Source organism: Micromonospora sp. Llam0, assembly GCF_003751085.1.
Lineage (GTDB): Bacteria > Actinomycetota > Actinomycetes > Mycobacteriales > Micromonosporaceae > Micromonospora_E.
Genome location: NZ_RJJY01000001.1, coordinates 5,631,133 through 5,655,629, shown reverse-complemented (window position 1 = coordinate 5,655,629; position 24,497 = coordinate 5,631,133). Strand labels below are relative to the sequence as shown.

General features: G+C 72.2%; 22 protein-coding genes. 21 read left to right on the top strand and 1 reads right to left on the bottom strand.

Annotated features, from left to right (window positions below):
- Positions 1-65 precede the first annotated feature (65 nt).
- The 11 genes from EDC02_RS24645 (at position 66) to EDC02_RS24600 (ending at position 10,117) form a co-directional block, all read left to right on the top strand.
- A complete protein-coding gene (locus EDC02_RS24645; protein WP_370461559.1) occupies positions 66-2,624 on the top strand; it encodes a type IV secretory system conjugative DNA transfer family protein in 2,559 nt (852 codons plus the stop codon).
- Positions 2,625-2,736: 112 nt separating this feature from the next.
- Positions 2,737-3,684, top strand: a complete 948-nt coding sequence (locus tag EDC02_RS24640; protein ID WP_123605119.1) for a replication-relaxation family protein — start codon at positions 2,737-2,739, stop codon at positions 3,682-3,684.
- A gap of 417 nt (positions 3,685-4,101) precedes the next feature.
- A complete protein-coding gene (locus EDC02_RS24635; RefSeq protein WP_233606267.1) occupies positions 4,102-4,839 on the top strand; it encodes a hypothetical protein in 738 nt (245 codons plus the stop codon).
- A gap of 408 nt (positions 4,840-5,247) precedes the next feature.
- Positions 5,248-5,742 carry a hypothetical protein gene (locus EDC02_RS24630; RefSeq protein ID WP_148083600.1) on the top strand — a complete coding sequence of 165 codons (495 nt, stop codon included), beginning with the start codon at positions 5,248-5,250 and terminating at the stop codon, positions 5,740-5,742.
- A complete protein-coding gene (locus EDC02_RS40395; RefSeq protein WP_158632285.1) occupies positions 5,736-5,882 on the top strand; it encodes a hypothetical protein in 147 nt (48 codons plus the stop codon). Before EDC02_RS24630 ends, EDC02_RS40395 begins: the two co-directional genes overlap by 7 nt.
- Positions 5,883-6,064: 182 nt before the next feature.
- Positions 6,065-6,691, top strand: coding sequence for a sigma-70 family RNA polymerase sigma factor (locus tag EDC02_RS24625; protein ID WP_123603989.1), 627 nt, complete (start codon positions 6,065-6,067; stop codon positions 6,689-6,691).
- Positions 6,692-6,802: 111 nt separating this feature from the next.
- Positions 6,803-7,144 carry a histone-like nucleoid-structuring protein Lsr2 gene (locus EDC02_RS24620; RefSeq protein WP_158632284.1) on the top strand — a complete coding sequence of 114 codons (342 nt, stop codon included), beginning with the start codon at positions 6,803-6,805 and terminating at the stop codon, positions 7,142-7,144.
- 53 nt (positions 7,145-7,197) lie between these two features.
- Complete coding sequence (locus tag EDC02_RS24615) at positions 7,198-7,632, top strand: hypothetical protein (RefSeq protein ID WP_123603987.1); 435 nt, start codon at positions 7,198-7,200, stop codon at positions 7,630-7,632.
- A gap of 103 nt (positions 7,633-7,735) precedes the next feature.
- On the top strand, positions 7,736-8,152 hold the full coding sequence (locus EDC02_RS24610) for a hypothetical protein (RefSeq protein ID WP_123603986.1): 417 nt from the start codon (positions 7,736-7,738) through the stop codon (positions 8,150-8,152).
- Positions 8,153-8,322: 170 nt separating this feature from the next.
- Complete coding sequence (locus EDC02_RS40970) at positions 8,323-8,958, top strand: hypothetical protein (protein WP_199757751.1); 636 nt, start codon at positions 8,323-8,325, stop codon at positions 8,956-8,958.
- A gap of 340 nt (positions 8,959-9,298) precedes the next feature.
- A complete protein-coding gene (locus EDC02_RS24600; protein WP_123603985.1) occupies positions 9,299-10,117 on the top strand; it encodes a MarR family winged helix-turn-helix transcriptional regulator in 819 nt (272 codons plus the stop codon).
- Between the two features lie 198 nt (positions 10,118-10,315).
- Here the strand turns inward: EDC02_RS24600 and ltrA are convergent, their stop codons facing one another.
- Positions 10,316-12,118 (bottom strand): group II intron reverse transcriptase/maturase, encoded by a 1,803-nt coding sequence (ltrA, locus tag EDC02_RS24595; protein WP_123603984.1) that lies wholly within the window; start codon positions 12,116-12,118, stop codon positions 10,316-10,318.
- Positions 12,119-12,772: 654 nt separating this feature from the next.
- On the opposite strand from ltrA, the gene EDC02_RS40390 reads away from it, so the two are divergent.
- The 10 genes from EDC02_RS40390 to EDC02_RS24545 all read left to right on the top strand — a co-directional run bounded on the left by EDC02_RS40390 (position 12,773) and on the right by EDC02_RS24545 (position 24,493).
- The gene (locus EDC02_RS40390) at positions 12,773-13,459 is read left to right on the top strand and encodes a GGDEF domain-containing protein (protein WP_158632283.1); all 687 of its coding nucleotides are present in this window, start codon (positions 12,773-12,775) and stop codon (positions 13,457-13,459) included.
- A gap of 219 nt (positions 13,460-13,678) precedes the next feature.
- Complete coding sequence (locus EDC02_RS24585; protein WP_123603983.1) at positions 13,679-14,197, top strand: hypothetical protein; 519 nt, start codon at positions 13,679-13,681, stop codon at positions 14,195-14,197.
- 153 nt (positions 14,198-14,350) lie between these two features.
- A complete protein-coding gene (locus tag EDC02_RS24580) occupies positions 14,351-16,432 on the top strand; it encodes a hypothetical protein (RefSeq protein ID WP_123603982.1) in 2,082 nt (693 codons plus the stop codon).
- A 259-nt stretch (positions 16,433-16,691) separates the two neighbouring features.
- Complete coding sequence (locus EDC02_RS24575) at positions 16,692-17,222, top strand: hypothetical protein (RefSeq protein ID WP_123603981.1); 531 nt, start codon at positions 16,692-16,694, stop codon at positions 17,220-17,222.
- 246 nt (positions 17,223-17,468) lie between these two features.
- Positions 17,469-17,810 (top strand): hypothetical protein, encoded by a 342-nt coding sequence (locus EDC02_RS24570; RefSeq protein ID WP_148083598.1) that lies wholly within the window; start codon positions 17,469-17,471, stop codon positions 17,808-17,810.
- 284 nt (positions 17,811-18,094) lie between these two features.
- Positions 18,095-19,135: a hypothetical protein gene (locus EDC02_RS24565; RefSeq protein ID WP_123603979.1), complete on the top strand. Its 1,041-nt coding sequence runs from the start codon at positions 18,095-18,097 to the stop codon at positions 19,133-19,135.
- Positions 19,136-19,418: 283 nt separating this feature from the next.
- A complete protein-coding gene (locus EDC02_RS24560; RefSeq protein ID WP_123603978.1) occupies positions 19,419-19,748 on the top strand; it encodes a hypothetical protein in 330 nt (109 codons plus the stop codon).
- A 146-nt stretch (positions 19,749-19,894) separates the two neighbouring features.
- A complete protein-coding gene (locus EDC02_RS24555) occupies positions 19,895-21,049 on the top strand; it encodes a M23 family metallopeptidase (protein WP_123603977.1) in 1,155 nt (384 codons plus the stop codon).
- A 143-nt stretch (positions 21,050-21,192) separates the two neighbouring features.
- Entirely contained in the window at positions 21,193-23,385 is a 2,193-nt protein-coding gene (locus tag EDC02_RS24550) for a hypothetical protein (RefSeq protein WP_123603976.1), read from the top strand.
- 430 nt (positions 23,386-23,815) lie between these two features.
- A complete protein-coding gene (locus tag EDC02_RS24545; RefSeq protein ID WP_123603975.1) occupies positions 23,816-24,493 on the top strand; it encodes a hypothetical protein in 678 nt (225 codons plus the stop codon).
- The last annotated feature ends 4 nt before the right edge of the window (positions 24,494-24,497 follow it).

The following is a 24,497-nucleotide window of genomic DNA, read 5'->3' as shown; positions in this document are numbered from 1 at the left end:
TACCCCTGGAACAGCTGCACCTGGTGACCGACGCGGCGCCCGCCCAGCCCGGGGCCGCCGCCGAACTGCTCGCCGCCCCCGCACCCGACCTGTCACCGCCCGCGCTGTGGGTGTGGCAGGCCGGCGTCTGGGCCGTACACCGGCCCTGGCTGGCCGCCGTCGCCGCCGCTGCCCTGGTGGCGTGGATCGCCGGCCGCAACCTGCTCGCCTCGTGGCGGCACCGCCACCACGCCACCGGCGCCCGCCTGGTCACCATCGCCCCGCCCCCGCAGGTGGACCCGCACAGCTCGGCGTCGTTCCTAGCCAACCTCGCCGGCACACTCACCCCGGCACGGTGGCGGCGGCTGCTGTACGGCACCCCGCACGTCGCCTGGCAGTACACCTGGGCCGGCCGGCACCTGCTGGTGTCGGTCTGGGTGCCCGGCACCGTCCCGAAAGGCGCCGTCGAGGCCGCCGTGCGCGGCGCCTGGCCCGGCGCCGCCTGCACCACCACCGACGCCGCCAACCCGGTCCCCGCCGACGCGGTCGCGGCCACCGGCGGTTACCTGTCCCCGACGGCGGCCGAATGGCTGCCACTGCGCACCGACCACGACGCCGACCCGCTGCGCGCCCTGATGGCCGCCGGCGCCCAACTACGCCACGGCGAGTACGCCTGCGTGCAGATCCTGGCCCGACCAGCCTCCCCGCGCCGCACCACCCGGGCCCGCCGCGCCGCCGGACGGCTACGCCAAGGAAAGACCGCCATCCCGGCGCTCAACCCCGCCGCCCCGCTGCTCTGGCTCATCGAGGCCTTCCAGCCGGGACCCTCCACGCGGGGTCGCGGCACGTCGAACAGCGCCGCGACCCGGCGCGACCCCACGGTGGAGCGCGACGTGCGGGCCATCCTCGACAAGACCAGCCACGTGCTGTGGGAAACCGGCATCCGCTACGCGGTCGCCTCCACCAACCACCGCTCGGGTTCCCGGCCGGACAACCGGCTACGCGGAATCGCCGACGCGATCGCGTCCAGCTTCGCCGTGCACTCCGGCCGCAACCGGCTCGCCCACCGCACCCGCATGCCGCACCCGGTCGCGGTACTGGCCGCCCGCCGGCTCGGCCCCGGCTTCCTCACCGCCACCCCCGAACTGGCCGCGCTCGCCGCGCTGCCGCAGGACCTGGCCGTGCCCGGCCTCGACCGCGCGAGGGCGAAGTCGATGCCGGCCCCGGTCGCGGTGCCGACCGGCGGCCGCTCGGTCACCGTGCTCGGCGACGCCGAGATCGGGGGCCACCCGGTCGCCCTGGCCGTCCCGGACGCCCGCTACCACACGCACATGGTGGGCTCCACCGGCTCCGGGAAGACCACCCTGCTCGCCGCCATGATCATCGACGGGATCCTCGCCGGACGGGGCACCGTGGTGATCGACCCGCACGGCGACCTCGTCACCGACATCCTCGACCGGCTGCCCGCGTCCGTGGCGCAGCGGGTGGTGCTGTTCGACCCCGACCAGCCCAACCCGCCCACGCTGAACCCCCTCGAAGGACAAGACCACGACCTCATCACCGACAACCTCGTCAGCATCTTCGGCAGCATCTTCGTCAAAGCCTGGGGGCCGCGCATGGACGACGTCATGCGGGTGTCCTGCCTGACCCTGCTGAAACACGCAAACGTGACCCTGCAGCACATCCCACCGCTGCTGACCTCAGCGCAGTTCCGGTCCGAAATGACCGCCACGCTCGACGACCCCGAAGGCCTTGACGGGTTCTGGGGCTGGTACGACGAGATGACCCCAGCGCTGCGATCCCAGGTCATCGGCCCGGTCCTCGCCCGGCTACGCGCCTTCCTGCTGCGGGACTTCGTGAAAAGGGCGATGCGCTACCCCAGGTCCAGCTTCGACATGGGCAAGGTGCTCGACGGCGGCGTCCTGCTCGTGCGCATCCCCAAAGGCGTGCTCGGCGAGGACACCAGCCGGCTCCTCGGCTCCCTGATCCTGGCCAAGGTGTGGCAGGCCGCCACCGCCCGCGCCGGCATCCCGATCGAGAAACGCCGCGACGCCCAGATCGTGCTCGACGAGTGCCAGAACTTCCTCACCCTCGCTTCCAGCCTGGACACGATGCTGGCCGAAGCCCGTAAATACCGCCTCGCGATGACCCTCGCCCACCAGGACCTGGCCCAGTTTCCTCGCGACCTGCTGGCCGCGGTCAGCGCGAACGCCCGCAACAAGGTGTACTTCACCGTCAGCCCCGAGGACGCACGAGTCCTCGCCCGGCACACCATGCCGGAACTCGACGAGCACGACCTGTCACACCTCGACGCGTACACCGCGGTCGCCCGCCTCGTCGTCGCCGGCCGGCAGACACCCGCGTTCACGATGCGCACCCGCCCGCCGCGCCCGATCGTCGGTGAGGCCACCGCCATCCGCCAGGCAGCCGCGCAAGCGGTGCCCGAGCAGGACACCAGCGCCATCGACGAACTCGTCCAACGGCTGACCAAACGCGAGAAGAAGGAACGCTCCCGCCGCCGCGGACCCGCCCCGACCGGCGGTGACGACACCGGCGGTTCCGGCCGGTCGCGGACCGCTGCGGGCACACCGTCGCGTGACCCGTCGCGTCGCCACCCCGAATCCGGGCCTGACAGACCGTCCTGACCTGCTCTGTCAGTGCCGCACGTGGCCGCTTTCCGCCCTGCCGGGCGCCTCCCGCCGCCTCAGACACCCCTCCGATAGGAGGGCACCGTGCACCCGCCTAGGAGCATCTGTGGTGTACCGCCGTGTTCCACTCCCGTCGACCAGACCGGACCCGCTGTCGGTCTACCGTCGTCTGACCCCTCGTGACCGTCTGCTCATGTCCTGGCTGGCCGAGCACTACCTGCTGTCCACCGACCAGATCCACCGGGCGTTGTTCACCGCCAGGCGTACCGCGCAGCAGCGGCTGACGATCCTGCACCGGCTGCAGGTGCTGCACCGCTTCGCCTGGGCCGCCGCCGACGGCACCCCGGAAACCTCCTACCTGTACACCCTCGGCCCGGTCGGGCTGCGCCGCCACCCGACCGCGTACGCCGACCCCGACAACCTCGGACTCAAGGCGCCCCGGTCCAGCATCGACCGCGCCGAACGGATCGTGCACAGCCGGCGGCTGGCCCACCTACTCGGCGTCAACCAGTTCTTCGTCGACCTGCACGCCCACACCCGCACCCAGCCCGACAGCAGGCTGCTGCGCTGGTGGTCCGAGCAGCACGCGACCGCCGCCTACAGCGGCACCAAACGCACACCCGAAGGACAACGCAGGATCGACGTGTACCCCGACGGGCACGGCATCTGGCACGCCGCCGGCCGCACCGTCGGGTTCTTCCTCGAGCACGACCGCGACACCGAGGACCTCGCCCGCGTCGTGGCCAAACTACGCGGCTACGAGAACCTGGCCCGCTACGCGGGACCCCGATTCCCCGTGCTGCTCTGGGTACCCCACCAGCGCCGGGAAACCAGCCTGCTGCGAATCCTGCACGACGTGCCCACCCGGATGCCGGTCGCCGTCTCCGTGCACGGCGACAACCCCGCCGGACCGGTCTGGGCGCTGACCTCGGACCCGTCGCACCGCCGGCACCTGCACGAGCTGCCCAGCGACCCCGGACCCGACGACTACCCCGACCCATCCGGCGAGCAATGGCCCGACGTGGGCGTCACCGGCGACGAGTTCGCCGACACCTGAAGCGACACCCGTCTGCCAGCACCGGCAGACGCACCGCTGACAGATTCTCCGAATCTGACAACACGGCGACCATCATCGATGAAGGTCTGACAGTGCAGGTCAACGCGCCGCGCGGCTGATCGCGCAGACGCGGCCCTGACAGATCAGGCCGCTACCGTTTCGGCAACACACCACCCCTACATACATCTCCACCCCGGTTCGGTCCCACCTGACCACCCACCGCCGCACCCAGCGGCGCGCCACGCCCACCCGCCCTCGGGCCGGTCGGCACCCGCGCCGCGCGGCGACCGGCAGGTCGCACCCCACCACCCGCACCATCTCGCACCACCCCTGCCCTTCCCGAACCGACCCATGCACCCAGTGGGCCGGCCACTCCCGCGTGCCATCGCACGCCCCGAGATCCGAGGAGGACCCGTCGTGGCCGCAATCCCCAACCCCAACCCCGGCAACGCCACCAACGCCAATAACGGCAACGCCGCCACCGCGGTCGCCGCGACCATCCGCACGATGGTCGTCTGCGTCGCCGACGAACTACCCAGCGAGGCCCTATCGAGCCGCCAACTCGACCGGCACCTCGGCGTCCACGGCAGCCTGCAGGCCCGCTTCTGGGCCAAAGGCACCCTGCACCTCTGGCAGCGCCGGTCGATGATCGACCTGCGCAAGGGCCGCCCGGCCTACTGCGCCGGCGGACCCGCCCGACTGCTCGACCTGACCGGCATGCGCCACGCCGCCGGGATGGGCGCGGGCATCCGCCACCAGTGGTGGCAGCGGGCCGTGCACGGCACCAAACCGGCGAACCCGTGGCCGGTCTACGAGGCCCGGCACCTGGCCGACCCGGCCAAGTACCCCCTCGACAAGGCCAGTGCCGACTTCTGGAACCAGCCCCGCGTCAACGCGATGCGAATGCACAACGCCCTCTACTCGGGCGCGCCGCTGGCCCTCGCCGAGCTGGAGATGTACCAGGCAGGCCAGATGGCCTACCAGCACTACAGCGCCAGCACCGCCATCGTCGGTGACGCACTACTCACCCTCGACGGCAACCAGTTGGCACCCGCGAGCGACACCATGGCCCACCGGGTCACCTTCCTCGAGCAGGCCAACCGCTACCTGGGCACCCTCGACGACGCCCAGCGGCTAGTCGCGGTCACCCTCTGACACCCCGTATCCGTACCCGGATCCGGTCGGACCAGCACACCCACGCTCCCGGCTCCCGAGGCAAGCACGTGTGACTGGCCCGACCGGCTCCACCTACCCCACCGGGACCCGCAGTCCTCCGGATGCGCGCGCCCTTCACCGGGCGCTGCCCGACGTCACCGGGCACGGCCCAGCTCACCACACCTGCCGACACCGGTGCCTCTCCCGAGCGTCACGCCTGGACAGGTACCGGATCCCGGCCGCTGCCGCCCGCCGCTGCACCCCGACGGCGGACGAGCACGCCCGGCGCCCCGGGCCAGGGCGCCAGAACCACCGCCGCGGCCGGCGAAACGGCCGCTCTTTCCCTCTTCCGGCAGCCCACCTGACAGGCCGCCACCATCGCATGTCTCCATGAAGGAGGAACGTGTCATGACCGTTCGACTCTCGTTCGCCCTCGCCGGCGCGCTGCGCCTGGCCGAACACGCCAGCGCCGCACCGGTCAACCTGCGCCGCCCCGGCGGCCCGTTCACGAACACCCCGGCGCTGCAGCTGATCGTCGAAACCGTGCCCGGCCACCGGCCGGTCGTGTACCTGCTCAGCTCCGGGGTGCCCTGCCTGAACAAGCCCGATGGCGCGCCCGTGGCCCTGTACGCCGAGTGGACCCCGACCCTGCCCGACGGCTGGCCCGCCGATCCCCACGAGGTCATCGACCTCAACGAGCTCGTCCCGGCCGGCACGATCACCGGTCGCCCACTGCCCGTCGCCCGCGGCTGGTACCTGCCGCTGCACCGGCCCGGCCGCCGGTCGCCGCTGGCGGTGATGCGCGCCGCCGCCGGTGCCGGCTACAGCCACCTGTCCATCGACGCCGCCAGCCTCACCCTCGCCGTCGTCAAGCGCCGCCACCGACACCTGCAGCCATGCTGACCCCTGCTGGACAGTCCCCGCTCGCCGCCGCCCCGGGGTCCGACCGCGCACTCATCGACGTGACCGACCCGCCGACGCAGGTCGTCCTGGCCCGCCCGATCACCCGGCACACCGGCCCCGACCACGGCACCGCCGGGTAGGCGCCACCGCTTCCCGATCCTGCGCCCAGGTCCCTGACCCGCGGCGCCGCCTTTCGCTCACACCGCACGACCTGGCCGTTGCCCGGCCACCTGCGCGACCCCGCGCACACGCACTCCCGGGCGCGGCCGTACGGCCGCGCCCGGGTTGCCATCCACTCGATCCGACGAGGGAGGAACCCGCGATGGGCTCCACGCACCAGCACGCCACCACCCCGACGACGGCCCCGCAGAGCGCCGCCGCGAACCGAACCGGTCAACCCGGCCCGCTGACCGGGCCACACACCCGCGACAGCAGCCCGTTCGCAGCGGCGTACCGGACCCACCTGCCCGCGCTGACCGCGCATGTCGCCGCCCGCCTCACCGGCAGCGACCTCGACGCGGTGGCCGACCTGGTCCACGACGCGTTCGCCGACGCACTGGCCGACCCCACGCTGATCGACGCCGACGTGCTGGCGTCACTGCGGCGCCTGTGCGACCGGGCCTGCGCCCGGTACCTGTGGTCGCAGCGGCGCTACCTGGCCGCCGCCCACACCATCTACGCCGACCAGCGCGCCGACCCGCCGGCAGCCGAGCCTGACCCGGTCCAGGCCCTCGCCGCGCTGCCCGCCGGTGAGCGGCAGGTGGCGTACCTGCGGTTCCTCGACGGGCACAGCACGCAGGCGACCGCACGGCTGCTGGGCCGCAGCGTGCCCAGCGTCATCCACCTGGAGCGGCGGGCACGCCGGCTGATGCGCGAGCACCTTGCTGACCCCGCCGCGCCCGGCACGACACCAGCCCCGGCACCGGCGACCTTCACCGCCCGGTCCTGACCCACAACCCCCACCCATCGCCACGCGGCAGGGGTGCGGGCGCCGCCCGCTCACAGCGACCCCGCCCCCCTGCCGCGCCGGCGGCTGAATCGACGAAAGAGAGCCCCGATCGTGGCCCTGCACACCAGCACCGTGCTGCTCGACGACTTCGACGCCACCACCGACGGCGTCACCTCCCACCAGTTCGCCCTGGACGGCGTCACCTGGGAGATCGACCTGTCCGCGACAAACCTGGACCGGCTACGCGAGGCGTTGCGCCCGTTCCAGACGGCCGGACGCCGGCTACCCGCCTCCCGCACCAACCGTGCCACCACACGCACCGGTAGCGACCGGCCTTCCACCGCGGCGATACGCCGCTGGTGGCGGGACAACCGCGACCGCGCCGACCTGCCCGCCTTCGCCAGCAAAGGCCGGATCCCGGCCGCGGTCATCCAGGCCTACCGCGACGCCTGACAGCCACGGCCCTCACACCGCGACCACTGGCCGTCCACCGGAGGACCACCACCATGACCACCTTCTCCGCCGCGTCCGCGGACCGGCGACACCCGACACCGATACCCGTTCCCGCCCAGCCACCCGCCCACGAGTCCATCGCCGCGACCTGGATACGCGAGATCGCCGACGCGGTCGCCGCCGCCCTCGACACCACCCACACCGACGCCGGCTACCTGCTGACCCTGCACGACGGCCTGCCCGCGCCACGCCTGCTGCAAGCCAGGTTCACTGTCGCCGGGCACCGCGTCGACATCGACGTCCGCTGGCCCACCCTGTGGCAGGCGCCGCGATTCGCGCTGCGCGTCGACGACCACGAGATCACCATCGACGAGCACCCGCGGCAGCGGCCGGCGATCACCCTCGCCCACGCCGCGTGGCTGGCCATCCTCAACACCCCGGGCACCTCGGCCGGCGACCCGGTCACCGCCGCCACCGGGACGCGGTGATGGTCGGCCTGCCGCTGGTGCATTGCCGACGCCCCGCCCACCGGACGGCGCACCACTCCCGCCCGCGCCGTGCCAGGCACGACGCGACCTGACCGGGTCATCGATGCGTACCACTGACAACGACCTGTACGCGCTGCGCCCCGGCGCGAACGCGGTGTTCAGCGGGGACTGGCTCGGCTACCTGCCCGACCGGCGCAACCGCGCCGACATCCGCTACTACGTCGGCTACCACGGTGTGCTGCACGGGCGGTGGAACGGCGGTGCCGAGTTCACCGTCGACGCCGCCACCGCCCGCGCCATCGTCGCCACCTTCGCCGAGACAGCCGAGTACGTCAGCGGCAACTGGCGCACCGTGGCGTTCGACGGCGATGTCCTGATCGTGCGGACCCCGTGGTCACTGGGCGTCGGCGTCACGCGCCTGCCACCCGAGGGCGGCCGCTACCGCATCGGCTGGGGCCTGCCCTGGTGCCCGGTCGACCCGGCCCGCTGCGACCACGTCGTCGGCCACCACCACCCCTAGCCGCGCGACCTGCACTCCACGAGCCGCCTGGCCCGCACCCCGCCGGATCTGCCCGGCGACGGCGCCGCGCCCCGCGGACCCCTTCCACCCCCTGCTGGCGCGGCCCGGTGGCGAAGCCCCACACCGCCCCCGGTCCGCGCCAGCGCCTGGACCAGCAAGAAAGGTGACCCATGTCCGACAGCAGCCATGCCGTACCCCAGGACGCTCTACGAACGGGGACGACGAACCTTCTGGCCCGCATCGAGGCATACGCCGACGCGCGCCGACGCGCCGACACCCACACGCTCGCTGACCCGGACCGGTCGGACCCGACCGTGACCGTCCGCCACGCCGAACTCATGTCCGCCCTCCACGACCTGACCCGCACCACCGTGACGGCCGTGCCCAACCCGCGCCTGCCGGTCTGCACCTGGCGCAAAGGCGTCGTGGAGGTCCGCGCCATCGCCGCCGACGGCAGCCGCGCCGTGCGGGTCCGCTACACCCCGGCCCAGGCCATCGCCGCCGGCACCGCGCTGATCGCCTGCGGCGCGGTCGCCGACACCACCACCGGCGGCACCCTCGGCCCGATCCTGCCACCGTTCCCGACAAGCCCCGACCGCGTCCCCGCCCAGGACGCGAGCGGCGCGCCCGTCGAACACGACTGCCACGCCGCCGGGACGCTCACCTTCGTCGCCGAGTACGGCGCACCAGGCGTGGGGCAGGAGTGGACGTGCACCGAGTGCGGCCGTGCCTGGGCACGGCTCGGTGAACGGCTCCACCCGGCCGAGGACGGCGCACACATCCTGTCGCCCAGGGACTACATCTGAGCCACCACCACCGCGCACCCACCAGTCCACACCCGGGCGCGACGGCGCGTGAGGGCTCGCTAGCCGGTGGGTCCCTCTCCGACGGCCTCCCGCGTCGCCCCGCCGGCCGGCCCGGGCGCGACACGCCCTGCCACGGCGCTGTCCAGCGCCGTCCGGCCCCGTACGCGGCCGTGCGTCGCGGCCGGGCCGCCATGCACCGCCGGCAAGCCGACAGCTGGCCGCATGCCCGGCCACACGCAAGGCGCACGCCGTCGGCGACTTGCGCACCAGGCGCTCCGGAAGCGTCCATCAGTGCACGACTTCGGCAAACCGTTGCCGTAAAAGAAAAGGAGAAGCCATAGTGGATACCAAGGTTGCCAGGCCTGACCCGATCGACGTGGTCGCCGAGGCGCTGCGGGCGTTCGGCGACCTCACCGCCGCCGCCGTCGCGGAAAAGACCGCGATGGCGTACTCGACCGTCACCCCGAAGCTGCGGGCGCTCGAGGACGCCGGCCGAGCCGAACGACTCAAGGCCAACGGCCGCACCTTCTGGCGTCTGACCCCGCCACCGGCAGCGCACGCACCAGGCACCGACGCCGGACCCGACAGCGGCGGCACCACCGGCGGACCCGACGCCGGCCACGTCGACCCGACGACCACCGCGACGCCGACCCCCACTCAAGCGGTGCCGGCAGTGACCGGCGTGGACACCGGCGACCACGGCCACGCCGCGGGAACCGACGAGACGCCCACCCCGGACACCGCGCAGCCGGCCGACGCGGACGCCCACACGGCCCCGCTCGCCCCGGACCCAGACCCGGACCCGACACCGGACACCGCGCCGGAGTCGGAGCCGACCGATGCGGCACCACCGACCGACCGGGCCAGCGGCGACAGCGCCAAGGTTCCCGAGCCCGCATCGGCGGACGGCAAGCCCCGCCGACCCGCCGGGGCGCTCGGACGCACGGCCCTGCGCATCATGCAGACCAACCCGGACACGCCGTACAAGGTGACCGAACTGGGCCGGCTGATCGACCAGGCCGACGCCGCCGACGGCCACACCTACCCCAAGGCCAGCCCCGGCGCGGTCGTGCTCGCCTGCGACCGGCTCGTCGACCAGGGCGACGCCCACAAGGTCGTCGAGAAGCCGGCCACCTACCAGTTCGCGGCCAAACCGTAGAACGACTCGGCCCCGTTGCGGGCCCCACACGGGCCGGCACCTTCCCCCACCTGCCGCACCGGTGCCCGGAGGCGGGCGTCGAAGTTGGACGCCTCACGCCCGCCTCCGGTGCTCCTTCGAACACAGTCGGGTAGCCCCGCCACGTTGCCGTGGCAGGGCCCCCTCAGAACCGTGCGTGCGACTTTCACCGCACACGGCTCAAGCAAGCCCAACGGGCTCGCGGGTCTCTCGCGGTGCTGGGCTCACGTCGGCGGCGGGCGTTCGCCGCCGCCGGCAGTAAGCGTGGACGAGACGCGGTTGATCGTCCGGACCGCCGTCTCCTGCGACGATGGCCTTGCGGCTGATCGCCTTGCGGAATCCGCGTAGCCATTGTTCCCACTGTTGTGGGCTCTGTGGCTGCCGGTCGGCGTGTAACAGCAGGTCATCGCAGTAGCCGCACCGCCCGTCCTGTGCCTGTAGCAGGTTCAGGGTGAGGCGGTTGACCGGGAGCGACGATCGACTGCGGCGACGCCGGGCGTTCCAGTAGTCGGTCAGGGCCGGGTCGTCGATGGACGCCGATCCAATGACCATCTGGTGCCGGACAATCTTCGTCCAGCGGAACTTGAGCAGGTAGACGCCGCTGTCGCGGTCGCCGAACACCCACCGCGTTCCGCGGGACGGGTTGAACCTGCCGAAGTAGCGGGCAACGATCCAGCGCTTCGGCTTGTTCGGGTGGCGGCGTAGCGCCCACCTGTAGGTCAACTGCCACAGGTAGTGGTCCAGCCGGCGGAAAACCTCACTGGACACCGCCGTCCGGTAGTAGGCCGCCCAGCCGCGCACGATCGGGTTGATCGCGCAGACGATCACCGCGACGTTGGCTCCTCGCAGAGCCCTCATCTCGGTGCGCAGCCTGCCCCGGATGCGTCTCACGGCCGCGTCGCTGGGTTTGATCAGCAGCTTGCCGCGATAGCGGCGGACGTTGAATCCGAGAAAGTCGAAACCGTCTTCGAGGCGGACAATCGCCGTTTTGTCCTCGTTGAAAGCCAACCCTCTCGGCGTCAGCCATGCGGCCAGCCGCGCCTTGACTTCTTCCGCCTCACCACGTGTATGGCATAAGACGACGAAGTCATCGGCATATCTGACCACCAGCGGGTGCCCCATCAACACTTCCGCGTTCGAGCGGACTTGACGATATCGGACACCTGCGGCTTGCTCTAACCCGTGCAGCGCGATATTCAGCAGCAATGGGCTGACAACCCCGCCTTGGGGAGTGCCTTCCCCGGTCGGGGACCATCGCCCCTTATCCACCACTCCGGCTTTCAGCCACCCGGCAATTGCTTTCCTCGCTGGGAAATCGCCGAGAGACGTCAGCAGGTGCTGGTGGTCGATGCGATCGAACGCCGCCTTGAGGTCCGCGTCCAGCGCCCACAGCCGCTTGGCTCGGGGCCCTCGCACGGACTGGTATATGGCGCCGATCGCGTCGTGGCAACCGCGTCCGGGCCGAAAGCCGTACGACTTCGGCTCGAACTTGGCTTCCCACTCGGGTTCCAGCGCATTGACGACCTGCGCTTGGAGCACCCGGTCAACGATGACCGGGATGCCGAGTGGGCGCTGCCGGCCATCGGCCTTCGGGATGAACACCCGCTTGACCGGCCGGGCTGTCCACAAGGCCGCCTCATGGTGCACCCACCGCGCCAGATCGGCGCGGTCTTCCGGGTGCAACGCGACGCGCCCGTCGATCCCGGCGGTCTTGCGGCCAGCGTTGACCTGCGTCGTGCGCCGCACGCTCAACAGCGTGTTCGCCCACGACCGCAGCATCAACTTCTGCAAGTTGCGGACCTTCTTGAGGTCCCCTGCCCGCGACGCCGTGAAGATCCGTTGTCGCAGACGCCGTACGGACGCCTCGACCGAGGACCAGTCAACGGTCTCCCAGTCGAAGCGCTCGCCCTCAGGTCCGTTCACCACCGTGCCCGCAGGCACAACGGTGTCCAACTTGCCCGTCGGTGCGGTTGTCGTCGTCATCGGTCCTTCACAGGCTCACCTGGCCCACGTCGGCACCCTTTCGGGTCCGGGCATCGCCCGTATCCGGCCAGTTATCCAGGAAGGCCGGCGGAGGAGCCAGTCACTGTTTCCCGGTTTCCTGCTGCCTTTCGGCTGCCGGCATTTGCTTCTTGGGCCATCCTCAGCCCGCTGAGGAATTCAGCCTTCCTCACGGTCGGCTTACCGGGCCTGGCACCGGCCCGGACCTCAACGGGATTACCTCGTTCCACACGACCAAGACACGGCCGGGGAGGGTGCCTCCTTTACCCCGAGGGCGGCGGTGTCCCAACGGCTGGCGCTCCTTCACCAACCGCCGCCTGCCGCATTCTCAACGGCCAGCCCTTATCCCCAGGTCACACGATCCGTCACACCGGGGCTTGTAGTCACGGGGCATCGTCGAAGGTTCACTTGCGTTCACCCGTCCGGCCTTCTCCTCGCCTGTTGCCCCCGGACGGCACGGGAGCCCTTGGGCTTCTACCCCGAGCTTCGCACCCCGCCGTTGCCAGCGACGCACGTCGGAGCGGAGACGGGCCATCGGACACAAGCCCGGAACTACACCATCAGACGAACCTCCTGATCCTCCCTGGTGCGTCCACTTGGAATCGTGCGACCGCGAATCGCACAGGAGCCCCAAGAGTGTCTCTCATCCTCAGCCACCTCGCCGCCGCGGTCTGCGGCATCCTGGCCACCCTCGCCCTGCTCGGCCCGTACCTGCGCCAGCTGCGCCGCAGGTCGGCGGCCGCCGAGTACGACGCCACCCACGACGCGTTGACCGGCCTGACCAACCGCCGCGGTGTCCTCGCCCACCTGTGTCAGGCGACCCGCCGCACCGAACGGGTCGGCGTCATCCTGTTCGACCTCGACGACTTCAAGTCCGTCAACGACACCTTCGGCCATGCCGGCGGCGACGACCTGCTGCGGCAGGTCGCCCGCCTTCTACAGGCGCTGCCCGCTCCGGTGCGGCTGGCCGCCCGGCTCGGCGGCGACGAGTTCGTCATCGTCGTCGACGGCGACGCGGACACCACCGCCGCTGAAGCCCACCAGATCTGGACGCTGATCACCGGCGCGCCGTTCACCATCGCCGGCCACGACGTCCACATCGCCGCCAGCGTCGGCCATGTCAGCAGCCGCCTCGGCTGGACCGGCCGCAAACTGCTGCACTACGCCGACCTGGCGATGTACGACGCGAAGAACGCCGGAGGCGGCGTCGTCGCCTACCACCACATGCCCGCCGACCGCGAGGTCATCGACCGGCCCCCACGACGCTGCCGTGACCGCCGCCCGCCACCGCGCGCCGGCGGCTCCGCACCGCTGAACACCTGACCGGGTGCACGCCGGCCTTCACACCCCCCGGGTACCGCAGGGGAGCGGTGCTCGGACGGCCAGTGCGCCACCACAGACCACCGGCGGCCCGGCCACCACGCCCCGCCGCCTGTCCGGCGAGCCCCTCTCACCCGCAACCAGGCGGGCGGTGACTCGCGAACCCGGCCTCAGCCCTTGTCGCCCCGCCGTTCGGCGACACCCCTCAGCAGGGAGTACCCCGTGTTGTCATTCCGCACCACCCACGCGATCACCGGTGAGCTGATCGCCGCCACCCACTCCGCCCACTGGCGCGGCCACCCACTGCTGCTGCTCATCCAGGACCGCCCGGCCGCGCAACCGACCGTCCCCGACGCGAGACACCTGCGCGTCACCCCGATCGACCTGCCCGAACGCCTGTGGACCGAACGCCCCGGCGGGGTCGCCGCCGTCCTGCACATCCTCGCCGCCGGCGCGGTCCACCCCACCCGCCACGACGACGACAGCTTCGGCCCCGACGCGCGCACCCTCGCCGTGGCGGTCTGCTACGACGACATCGTCACCGCCCCGGCCCTCGTCGCGGCGATCCGCCGGGTCGAGGCCGTCGACACCGACGGCCGCGTCTACCAGCTCTCCCAACTGCCAGACGAAGACAACGCCGTGGTCATCGTCAACGAGCGACCCGACCCGCGCGACACCCCCGCCACATACCCGGGCCTGCGCGGGCTGCTGCACGCCCTACGCCGCCAGCCCACGTCCTGACCCGAGACCCCGCCGGCCGCGCGCCGGACACGTACGCCCCGACGGTCCTACGGCCACAGCCCGCGCGGTCCGCCACCCCCGCACCCACATCGCGAGAGCGGGATCCCACCCGTGCCCTCCCGACCAGCAACAACCACCCCCAAGGAGACTGCAGTGGACACCGCAAGCCCTGCCGACCGGAACCCGTCCCGCCCGTCCGCCCCCGACGCCACGGTCCCCGCGCCGGACCCCACCGTCGTCGACACCCTCGCCTACCCCATCTCGCCGGACTACGTGAAGTCGTGGACGCCGGTGCGGGCGCTGTGTGAACTCATCGCCAACGCCCTCGACGAGGATCCGCAGGCGCGGGTCGGCTGGGCCGACGGCGTGCTCACCATCGCCGACGACGGCCCCGGCATCCCCGAGGAAGGCCTCATCCTCGGCTACTCCAGCAAAACCGGGCAGCAGATCGGCCAGTTCGGCGAAGGTAAGAAACTCGCCGCCCTCGTCCTGGCCCGCAGCACCGAGGTCGGCACGGTGCGCTGCGACACCGTCGGCTACGGATTCACACCCACGGTCGAGCCGCGTCGGCTGCTCGGCGGGCTGATCCCGTCGCGCTCCGCGCAGGGCGCCGAGGTCCTCGTCTACCACCTGTACCGCACCGACCGTGCCCGCGGCACGGTCATCACCGTCGCCTGCCCACAGGCCATGGCGCAGGAGGCGATCGGACGGTTCCGTGCCCTGGCCGAACCCGACTACCGCCCACCCACAACGCCGGGCGCCTGCGTGCTGGACAGCGAACCCGGCCGGGTGTGGATCGGCGGCGTACTCGTCAGCACCGTCGACGGCTTCCTCGCCTCCTACGACCTGCCGCTGACCGACAAGGCGTTGCAGAACCGCGACCGCACCGTCATCGAGGCCGGCGCGCTGCGCGACGCGGTCCGGGCGATCCTCGCCGCAAGCGAAGACGAGCAGGTCATCGGCCGGTTCGCCCGCCACGTGCTCGACGGGGGACGCCTACGCGAGCCGGAACAGTTCTTCACCCACGTCGTCGCGCCCCGGGCTCGCGCCGCGTGGCGGGGGTGGGCCCGCGCCCACCTGCCCGCCCAGACGTACTACACCACCTCCGGCAACGAGGAAGCCGCCCTCGACCTGGTCGACCTCGGCTACACCGAACTGTCCGCCCGAGGCCTGGCCGACCACCAGCAGTGGCAGGTCATGAACCTGCTCGGCGTCGAGGTCGCCAGGACACGGCAGACCCGCCACTACGAACGGACCCGAGGGAAGACCACCTGGGTGCCCGAGCGGTCCCTGACCGACCAGGAACGGGTAGCGCTGGCCGAGGCCAGCCAGCTGGTCCGCCGGGCGATCGGGCCGTTCGCCCTGGACCGGATCCGCGTGTACTCCGCCAGCGAGGAAGGGCCCTGCGCGCAGGGCTTCTACAACCCGCGCACCGGTGACGTGGCCATCCACCGCGACGCCCTCGCCGACCGGCACGACACCCTCGCGACACTGGTCCACGAAGCGGCACACCGGGTCGGGCACCGCGGCTGTGGCCGCTGGGTCGCGATCCACGACTACCACGACCGCACCCGCGGATTCGAACGGCTACTCACCGACTTCGCCGCACTGCTGCTGGCGCGTCTGGCCGACGGCGGCACCCTGCCCGACCTCGCGCCCGCGTCGGTGCCGTCGGTGCGGCTTCGGGTGTCGGCCGCGGACGATCCCGCCGTCCCGGCCGTCCGCCGCGAACTGGCGCACCTGCTCATCGACCGGCTCCCGCACGCGCTGACCGACGGCGGGTTCACCAGCGAGAAGGACCTGGTGGCGTCCACCGCGGTCAGCCCCGCCTACTGGCGCACGCTGACCCACCCGAGAACCGCCGGCTACCGCAAGACGCAAGGCGGCGGGCCCTGGGACTACGACAGCGTGGCCCTGCTCGCCGAAGCCGTCGGCGTCCACCCGCCGGTCGTCTGGCTGGGCTACCACCTGTGCGAAGGCGCCATGCACGGCCGCAGCCGGGCGAAGTGGGGAAAGCCCGGGCGGTGGGCGAAGAAGATGCGCGACGCGGTCAACCGTGCCTGCGCCGACCTGGAAGCCCTCGGCGGCGCCTACGCGCAGCAGATCCCCGCCCTGCAAGCACTGGTCTGCGGCAAGACACCCGCCCCGACCGGCGAAGACGGCTGGCACGCCCCCGCCCGCACCCTGGTGGCGCTGGAACGCCAACGGCTCGGCCTCGACACGGCACCCGCGTGACCGACACCGACACCACATCACGGCCGGGGCGGCGACCGTCGCCGAACACCAGCAGCTCGCCGACCAGCCGTGCCCGCTCATCGACCTGCCCTTCGACGCCGACGCCACCGGGCACCGCTGGCCGCGCCTGACCGTCACCGACGACGTGGGCGTCGTCCGCACCAGCCACCACCACTGACCCACCCCTGCACACCGCCGACCCGCGCCCCTTCCCCTCCGGGGAGCGGGGCCGGCGCCCGTCCGACCCCGGGAGATCGACATGCCTACCTTCGACAGCGATCCGCGACCACCGGCGCTGGAATCCGTCCTGCGTGACGCCTGGGACGCCTTCCACCCCGGCCAGCCCGCCCCGCTGGGCTGGCTCACCCACACCGCCACCCGCATCCACGACTACCTCGGCGCCCACCAACCCGCACCGGCTTCGCCAGCCGCCCCACCTCCCACCGTCAACGAACAGGCAGCAGGGCTACGCCGGCAGCTGTGGCACACACTGCGCGACGCCGTCGGCGACGACGACATCAACCCCGATGCCGCCACCAGGATCCTGCAGATCCTGGACCTACCCGGCCTGCCACGCCACTGGCAGGTCCGACTCACCCTCCCGCTGACGATCGGCGTCACCGCCACCGACCCCGACGGCGCGTTCGACACCGCCGAGTCCATCATCGACGCCGCCCTGAACGCCAGCGACCACGGCAGCCACATCGTCTGGAGCGCCTACGGCCGCGACGATGCCATCCCCGGTGACGTCGATCCCGCCGCCGCCGATGATCCCCCCGGCCTGCGATGACACCACACGCCGAGATCTCGGGGCCGGACTGACATCCCGCAGCCGGCGAACGACTTGCGCATCACGGAAAGTCGAGCGTCGATCTGTCCTGGTCGCCGCCCCGGCGGGTGCACGCCGAACGTCTCCCTGGCCGTTCCCGGACCCCGCGTAGCTGCCCGGGTGGTGACCGCCGCAGACCGTGTCGACCGCCGTGAAAGGGCCACCGCCATGCGCGACCCCCGCTCGCATCCATCGACCCACCTGCCAGTGCCCGCCGACGTCGATGACGTCCTGCTGTGGCGGCTGTCCGTCGACGTCGCCGCCACACACCAACCCGGACCCCACGGACGCTGCACCAGCCTGCTCTGCGCCGACGCGCCGGTCTACCCGTGCCCGCCGGCCACCGCCGCACGGCGGGCGGCACACGCCGCCCGCCTCCGGCCGTTGACCGCGCGGGGCCGCGCCACGGTGCCACCGGCCCCGGACCCCGGCCGAGCGGCGCCGATCAGCACGGCGGTGGCCGCCCGGCAGCCGGTCGGCACGGCCACCTACCGGCGCGACGTGTGGCCGCCGCCCCTGCGCCGCCCCACCGCCGCGCGGGCCGCCTGACCCCCCACATGCCCGATCCGTGCCGCCACCACGCGGCCGGTCTGCGTCGAAACAGGCGTCCTGGATAACGCCGTCATCAGACCCCGGTCCAGCTGTCCTGTGCCGGTCGGCCGGCGACACCAGGCCGCGACGAACAGCGGCCACAGGTCCACGGCCACGTCGAGGGTCAACCCACCGCCGTCACCGTCCAGCCGCACACCGAGCCCCTATCCCAGCGCTGCCCTACATCGATCCGCCGGCGGCGTTTCTTCGCGCCGCCGGACCACCCTGCCCGGAGGTGCCCGTTGAGTTTCCACACCGAGAACACCCTGGCCGGCTACGCCCGCGCCGCCGTCGATCTGCGAATCCGTATGGCCGAGGTCGCGCAGACCGTGACCGACCACGCCTACGTACGCGAGTTGGTCGCCGGCCGGCTTGCGGCCACGCCCGAGCTCGACAGCCAGGCCACCGTGCACGAGGACGTCATCGACGCGGTCGGCCGCGCCACCAAGGCCGCCTGGGCGCACGGCGACAGTTTCGTACTCGCCCCGGCGATGACCGCGATCGTGGCCGCCGCCGCCGAAGCACTCGACCTCACCGACGATCTACTCACCGCCGAGTCCGCACCATGCGACTCCGGCGTGCTGTTCCTGCCCGAGCCGATCTACCACCGCCGCCCCACCGGCACCGTCGCCGCCGTCGGCGCACTCACCTGGACGTTGGCCACCACCCACAGCGGCCAGCAGTCCTGGCTGATCTGCGCGTACTCGCCGCTGCACGACCCCGACGACCCGAACGCCGCCCGCACGCGCCGCACCCTCGCCGCCGCACCGCACCTGCGCGCGAGCCTCGGCCCCTATCTGCTCAACGACTTCGACCTCCTGCCGATCGCCCGGCCGGTATCCGCCGCACCGGCACCGCCGGTGATCGACGACGCTGACCTGAACTGGCAGAGCACGCCCGACGGCCGGTACGTGATCACCGACGACGGCATGCGGACCCAGGTCGCCACCGCCATCCTGTACGCCTTCTGGTGCATCCAGGCCCAACCCATCACCGTGGCCGCCACCCCGCCGCTGGACCGGCCGGCACGGCGTCGCGCCGCCCGCGCCTGCATCACGCACGACACCCGCGTTGTGATGCTGCGCCGCACCAGCTCGGTCGGCGAACAAGGCGACGGCGAAGCGAAGTGGCACTACCGGGTCCGGTTCGTCGTCAAAGGCCACTGGCGGCGTCTGCACGACAAGGACGGCAACCCGTACCGGATCTGGATCCACGCCTACATCAAAGGCCCTGACGGTGCCCCGCTGCTGCACGGCGAGAAAGTTGCCGTCCTCGCCCGCTGACATCCCCCGACGGCGTCCTCGGGCCCAAACCCCGCACGTCCTCGCGCCGAGAACCCGACCGCACCGCACGGCGCCGAAACCCATGCGTGCGACGGCCTCGGCGGCTCCCGCCAACACACCCACACCGGACGGAGGCACTACCCGCCATGCCATCAGCCGACATCGATCACCGCACACCCGACCGCCACCGGCGGCCGGCCACCCGCCCCGCAGGCATCACCGCCGCGCTGCCTGACGGCGCCCCCGAGCACCCTCAGCCCGCTATCCCGGCCGGACCGCGGCCATGAGCGGGAACGACGACAAGGACCGCATTACGCGCCTCCAGCTGCGGTACATGCTCGCCGACGGCGTGCTTACCGACATGGACACGGCGGAGCTGCTGGATGTGGCCGCCGCTGGTGGCGTCCCCGTGCGGCCCGGCATGGGCGAGCGCGAACTGCGCGACGCGATCCGCGCCAGCAACGCCGCCCGCGCCCGCGCCGCCGGCGTGCCCATCGACCACCTGCCCGCCCTCACCGCACGACAGGCCTACGACCTCGCCAGTCAGCTCAGCGGTGAACCCGCGCTGCTGGCCGATCCGGAGTCCCCCCACGGAAACGCCACCCCCGGCTGAAACCCCGGTCCTCGTGGACGCACCCGCCAAGGCACCGGGAAGCCGATCTCCGCCCAGCCCGCATCCCGCAAAGGACGACCCATGTCACCACTCACTGAAGTGTTTCACCAGCCCCAACGGCCGAGCGTCGCCCCGGGGAGACGGCGATGACCGGCCGCGTCCTGACGTGGCTCGTGATCGCCGTCTGCTCGGGGCTGCTGCTGTGCTCGGGGCTGTTCAGCGCCGTGTTCGTCGGTGGCGGTGCCGGCGTGCCTGCCGGCTGTTACCTGCCGGCCGACCCCAGCGCGTCGCCGTCGAACCCCGCGATGGACCTGAACCCGCCCGCCGCAGGGTTCGACCCGATCGGGGACTGGAGCAGCGAGCAGGTAGGCAACGCGGCGACGATCGTGACCGTCGGCATCCGGCTCGGTGTGCCCCCACGCGGATGGGTCATCGCGGTCGCGACCGCGATGCAGGAATCCCACCTGGTCAACCTGCCGCACTTGGGCGCCGGCAACGACCACGACTCGCTCGGACTGTTCCAGCAGCGGCCGAGTCAAGGCTGGGGCACCGCCGAGCAGGTGATGGACCCGGTCCACGCCAGCACCACGTTCTACCAGGCGCTGTCGGGCGTGGACGCCTGGCAGGCCATGCCGCTCACCGACGCTGCGCAGGCCGTGCAGCGCAGCGCCTACCCAGACGCCTACGCCAAGTGGGAACACGACGCGACCACCCTGGTCGGCGCGCTCACCGGCCTGGCCGGGCAGCTCGGCGACTGCGGCGCCACCGTCGGCCCGCTCGGCTGGACCCAGCCGGTCATCGCCGAGGTCGGCAGCGGCTTCCGCACCGCGCAGCGTCCCTCGCACGACGGGGTCGACTTCGGTGTCGCCACCGGCACCCCGATCCACGCCGCCGCCAGCGGCGTGGTCAGCCGGGTGCGGTGCAACGCCATCGACGTACGTACCGGCGGCGACTGGGGCTGCGACCGAGACGGAGACCCGGACCTGACCCGCGGCTGCGGCTGGTACGTCGACATCGAGCACCCCAACCCCGGCGGACCGGGCGGGGTCATCGTCACCCGCTACTGCCACATGCTCACCCGCCCCGCCGTCGTCGAGGGCCAGCACGTAGTGGCCGGGCAGGTCATCGGCGTCGCCGGTAGCTCCGGACACTCCTCCGGCCCGCACCTGCACTACGAGGTTCACCTCGGCGACCACAGCCCGGCCACGGCCGTCGACCCCGTGGCGTTCATGCGGCGGGTCTGCGCACCGCTGGGCCGGTTCACCACGCCACCGCCGTGCGAGCCGCCATCAGGCGACTGACACCCCGGGCCAACCACCCGCACGGACAGCCGGCGAGACCGGTACCGGCAAGAACGGTTCCACGCCACCCCGACGGCACCGTATCCACCCGAGCCGGCACACCCATCCGGCCAATCCCACACCAACCCGCAGAAGGAGCGACAGTGAGTACTGACTGCCTCGTCGGAGTCCTCGACCCCGACCAGCCCTCAACCGTCCGTGTCCGCTACGTCCAGTTCGACGGTGGTCCCGGCCACATCCCGGCGATCCTGGACCGGATCTGGTCGCACACCTGCTCCCACGACGCCGTCACGCTGGTCGACCGGCTACTCGCGCACCAGTGGTCGTACCTGGACGACGGTGTCACGGCGGAAACCGCGATCACGTTCGCCGGTGAGCAGCCGGTACCCGGCATCGGCATGGCCGGCGACCTCGACGCCGACCGCCAGGTAGAGGTGCTGCCCTTGCGGGCAGCGGTCGAACATGTCAGCTGGGTCTACGTCATCGATCCCACGCACGCGACGGTCACCGTCCACAACCGTGCCAACCTGCGCGAGCCGTTTACCCTGCACCGCCTCACCGATCCGGCACAGCCGGTGCCCGACACCGGGCGACCCCGACCGTCTGAACTGTTCGCGGCCGTGCGCGACGCCGGCACCACCCACGGACTGATCCTCGCCGACACCTGGGCGCAGGGCGTCCTCGACGGCGCCCGCGCCCAGGCTCAGGTCACGGCGTTGCGGGTCCTGACCGGTGACCCCGCCGCCCCGCCTGCCCTGCCCGATGCCGGTGCTCCCGAGTCTCAGGGTTCGGCACCGACGGACCTCGCCGACGTGCTCGGTGCGTCGGCCTGGTCACGGCTGACCCCCGCCCGCCGGTCCGAGGTCCTCGACACCTGGCGGGCCGCCGTCGCCGCCGCACGGGCCGACCGGACCGTCGATCACTGCCGCAGGCTGCTCGCCGCCGCCGGTGGCGTCACCGGCCGGAACCTGTCGTATCTGCATCCGGACCGGCTTCGCGTCGGCGGCGTCGGCGTGTTCGCGGGGGACTGGGCCGCGATCCCCGCCCCATCCGGGCAGACGCGCCTACCGGTCGGGTTCGTCGGTGTCCTGACCGGCAGCTGGAACGGTTTCGCGGTGTTCACCTGCACCCGCCAGGTGGCCGAGGCGATCGTCGCCGACCAGCAGCTGCAACGCGAACGCCACCGGACCTGGCTGATCGACCGGGGCCGCAGACCCGACGACGCCGACCGTGAGGTGGACGAGTCGATGGCCACGATGCGGTTCGCCGGCGACACCATCGTGGTCGACGAGACGGCGGTCAGCGGTGACCCGGACGCGGTGACCCGGATCGAACCGGACCCCGACGGCCAGTACACCGTGATGGGCGGTTCCTGGACCTGGCAGGCGGTCGACCCGCACGACTGCGAGAACATCATCGGGGTCCTGCCCGCCCCCGGTGCCCAGCAGCAGTTCGTTGAACTGCCCCACACCGGCCTGAGAGTGCCGCACGACCGGCTGCGCGTCACCGACGTGCGAGCACTCCCCGGCACCCCGCCGACATCCCTGGCCACCCTGGCGCTGGACGACACACCGGTCGCCGAGGCCCACAGCGGCGAGGACGGCTTCCACCTGTCGCCCCGCAGCGCCGCGTTCGGCCGCGACCACTGGACCACCTACCTGTCCGGCTGCCGGCAGCACGGCCGGCCGGCATCCGACACGCAGGTCCTCGCCGCCCTGATCACCGAGCATCGGGTCGGGCAGGCGGCACGCCAGGCCATCACCGACGGCGCCGTGCTGACCCGACTGGTCGCCGCCGACGGCACCATGGTGCGGCTGCGGCCGGTGTGGCCCGCCCCGCGCGGCCACGGCGCGCGCACGCAGCTCGGTCAACTGCTCCAGCGGGAGGACCCGCACCCACGCGGCCACCTGTGGCAGTGGTGGACCGGCACCACCTGGAAGCACCTCGCCGCCGCCACCGACCCGCGCACCACCACCGACCCGCGCACCGCCACCGACGCGACCGGGCACAAGGCCAAACTGGGACAACTTCTCGCCCACATCATCGCCGAGTCGCTGTACGAACGCCTCGACCGCGACCAGCTGATCAAGCAGGCGGCCGGCGACGGCATCCCCCTCGACCGGCAGATGAGCGACGACCAGATCCGCACGCGGCTACGCGCCGCGCACCGCGAGCGCGGCCGGGAAGCCGGGCTGCCGGTCGACGACCTGCCGATGCTGACCGCCGACCAGGGCCTCGAACTGGGCCGTATCGCCACCGGCGGCACCCCCACCACCCCTACGGCCACCACCGACCAGCCCACACCATCCGACCCCGACCAGCCGCCCACCCACTGACACCACCCACAAGGGACCCGCGCGGATCGACCGCGAACGGCTCACCGGCGAACCGTGCGACACCACCGCCGTGCCGCCCTACGCCAGAGCCCGTGCCGTGACCGCGATCGACCACGCCGCCGTGGTGGTTCCGCCGTCTCACCGCAGACCCCACGGGACGCGTACCCAGCATCAACACCGCGGCGGACCGCGGTCGCGCAGATCCCGCTGATCACGGTTCCGCGCCGCGACACCCGACCACTCAAGGAACCGGTGCGGCTATGGCAGCACCTGCCCGCCGACAGTCCGCACCAACCGTTGCCTGACGCCCATCCGGCCGCTCCAGCGGCCGAATCCCGGCCCGCCGCGCCGCCAACACCTCGTTTGTTCGCACCCGTGTGGCCCGACCCGGCCAGCGCGGGCGCCCACCCAGCCCAGAGAGAGGACCACGATGGCCACCGAACGGATTCCCAGCCGCGCCAGTACCAACAGGTTCGAGCTACACAACGTCGGCAACACATTGCTGACCGTCGGCCCCCGCCACCATCCGCCCCTGTCCGATGACCTCGTCCTGGCCGTCGGACACCGCACCTACTTCCAGTCCTCATCCCGATCAGTGCTGGCGACCCGGGCGCAGGTCCGCGAACTGCTCGACTGGCTGAGCGCCTGGTACGAACACGGCTGGGACGGTGTCCCCCGGAAAGAGGGACCCACCACCGCCGACGTCGTCGAGCACTACCACGACATCGCCATCCGGGAGCGGATTCGCGCCGACCACGAACGCATCGACGCCCACCGCCTACTCGACGCCGCGATCGCGCTGATCCCCGCCGACACCCGCAGCCAGGACCTCGACGACGTCGCCCTCGCCCAAGGGCGCATCTGGGCGCGGCTGCAGAAGAAACACGACCACCTCGAACACATCCGCCGCACCCTCGTTCAAGGGCTATGGGAGATCGAGCACTCGACCACAGCATCGGCGGACGCACTGCGCAAAGCCGCTACACGTCTACTGAAAGCCAACAAACCCTTCACCGGTGACGTCAGCGACGCCGAAGCCGCCGACACCCCGCTGTACCGCCACCCACGGCGGGTCACCGCCGCCGACCTGCTGCCGACACGGGACTGAGCAC

Coding starts and splice junctions, on each gene's coding strand:
- EDC02_RS24610 (WP_123603986.1), top strand. CDS start 7,736: ATGCGTACCACTGACAACGACCTGTACGCGCTGCGCCCCGGCGCGAAC.
- EDC02_RS40970 (WP_199757751.1), top strand. CDS start 8,323: ATGTCCGACAGCAGCCATGCCGTACCCCAGGACGCTCTACGAACGGGG.
- EDC02_RS24625 (WP_123603989.1), top strand. CDS start 6,065: ATGGGCTCCACGCACCAGCACGCCACCACCCCGACGACGGCCCCGCAG.
- EDC02_RS24615 (WP_123603987.1), top strand. CDS start 7,198: ATGACCACCTTCTCCGCCGCGTCCGCGGACCGGCGACACCCGACACCG.
- EDC02_RS24555 (WP_123603977.1), top strand. CDS start 19,895: ATGACCGGCCGCGTCCTGACGTGGCTCGTGATCGCCGTCTGCTCGGGG.
- ltrA (WP_123603984.1), bottom strand. CDS start 12,118: ATGACGACGACAACCGCACCGACGGGCAAGTTGGACACCGTTGTGCCT.
- EDC02_RS24545 (WP_123603975.1), top strand. CDS start 23,816: ATGGCCACCGAACGGATTCCCAGCCGCGCCAGTACCAACAGGTTCGAG.
- EDC02_RS24560 (WP_123603978.1), top strand. CDS start 19,419: ATGAGCGGGAACGACGACAAGGACCGCATTACGCGCCTCCAGCTGCGG.
- EDC02_RS24630 (WP_148083600.1), top strand. CDS start 5,248: ATGACCGTTCGACTCTCGTTCGCCCTCGCCGGCGCGCTGCGCCTGGCC.
- EDC02_RS24575 (WP_123603981.1), top strand. CDS start 16,692: ATGCCTACCTTCGACAGCGATCCGCGACCACCGGCGCTGGAATCCGTC.
- EDC02_RS40395 (WP_158632285.1), top strand. CDS start 5,736: ATGCTGACCCCTGCTGGACAGTCCCCGCTCGCCGCCGCCCCGGGGTCC.